Below are 235 nucleotides of genomic sequence, written 5' to 3'. Positions count from 1 at the left end.
ACGAGATAGTGAATCGGCGGCGGGCGTGAAGCCAGCGACTGAGACCAGAACAGCGGGGCGTGGCTCACGTCCAGCAGCGGCGCGTGCAGCAACAGCACGCAGTAGCCGCAGGCGCTGTCGTCCATCATCATCGCCATGTTGTGGTGGCCGCCGCCGTGCTGCATCAGCGGCTGTGAGGCTTTTTCAGGCTCAGGCGGCGGCGAATGCATTCCGTGATGCATCGGCATCGCCATGC

The 235-nt window shown here is 64.7% G+C and carries 1 protein-coding gene; it reads right to left on the bottom strand.

What is annotated here, in order from left to right; genetic code table 11:
• Positions 1-235, bottom strand: a 235-nt coding sequence (locus tag ACY0MJ_RS22520; protein ID WP_462640790.1) for a DUF2946 family protein, incomplete at both ends; no start/stop codon positions are given.

It is taken from the genome of Ramlibacter sp. bp-362, assembly GCF_054956735.1.
Note: the sequence above shows the minus strand (reverse complement) of the source record. Positions and strands in the feature narration are given on the sequence as shown.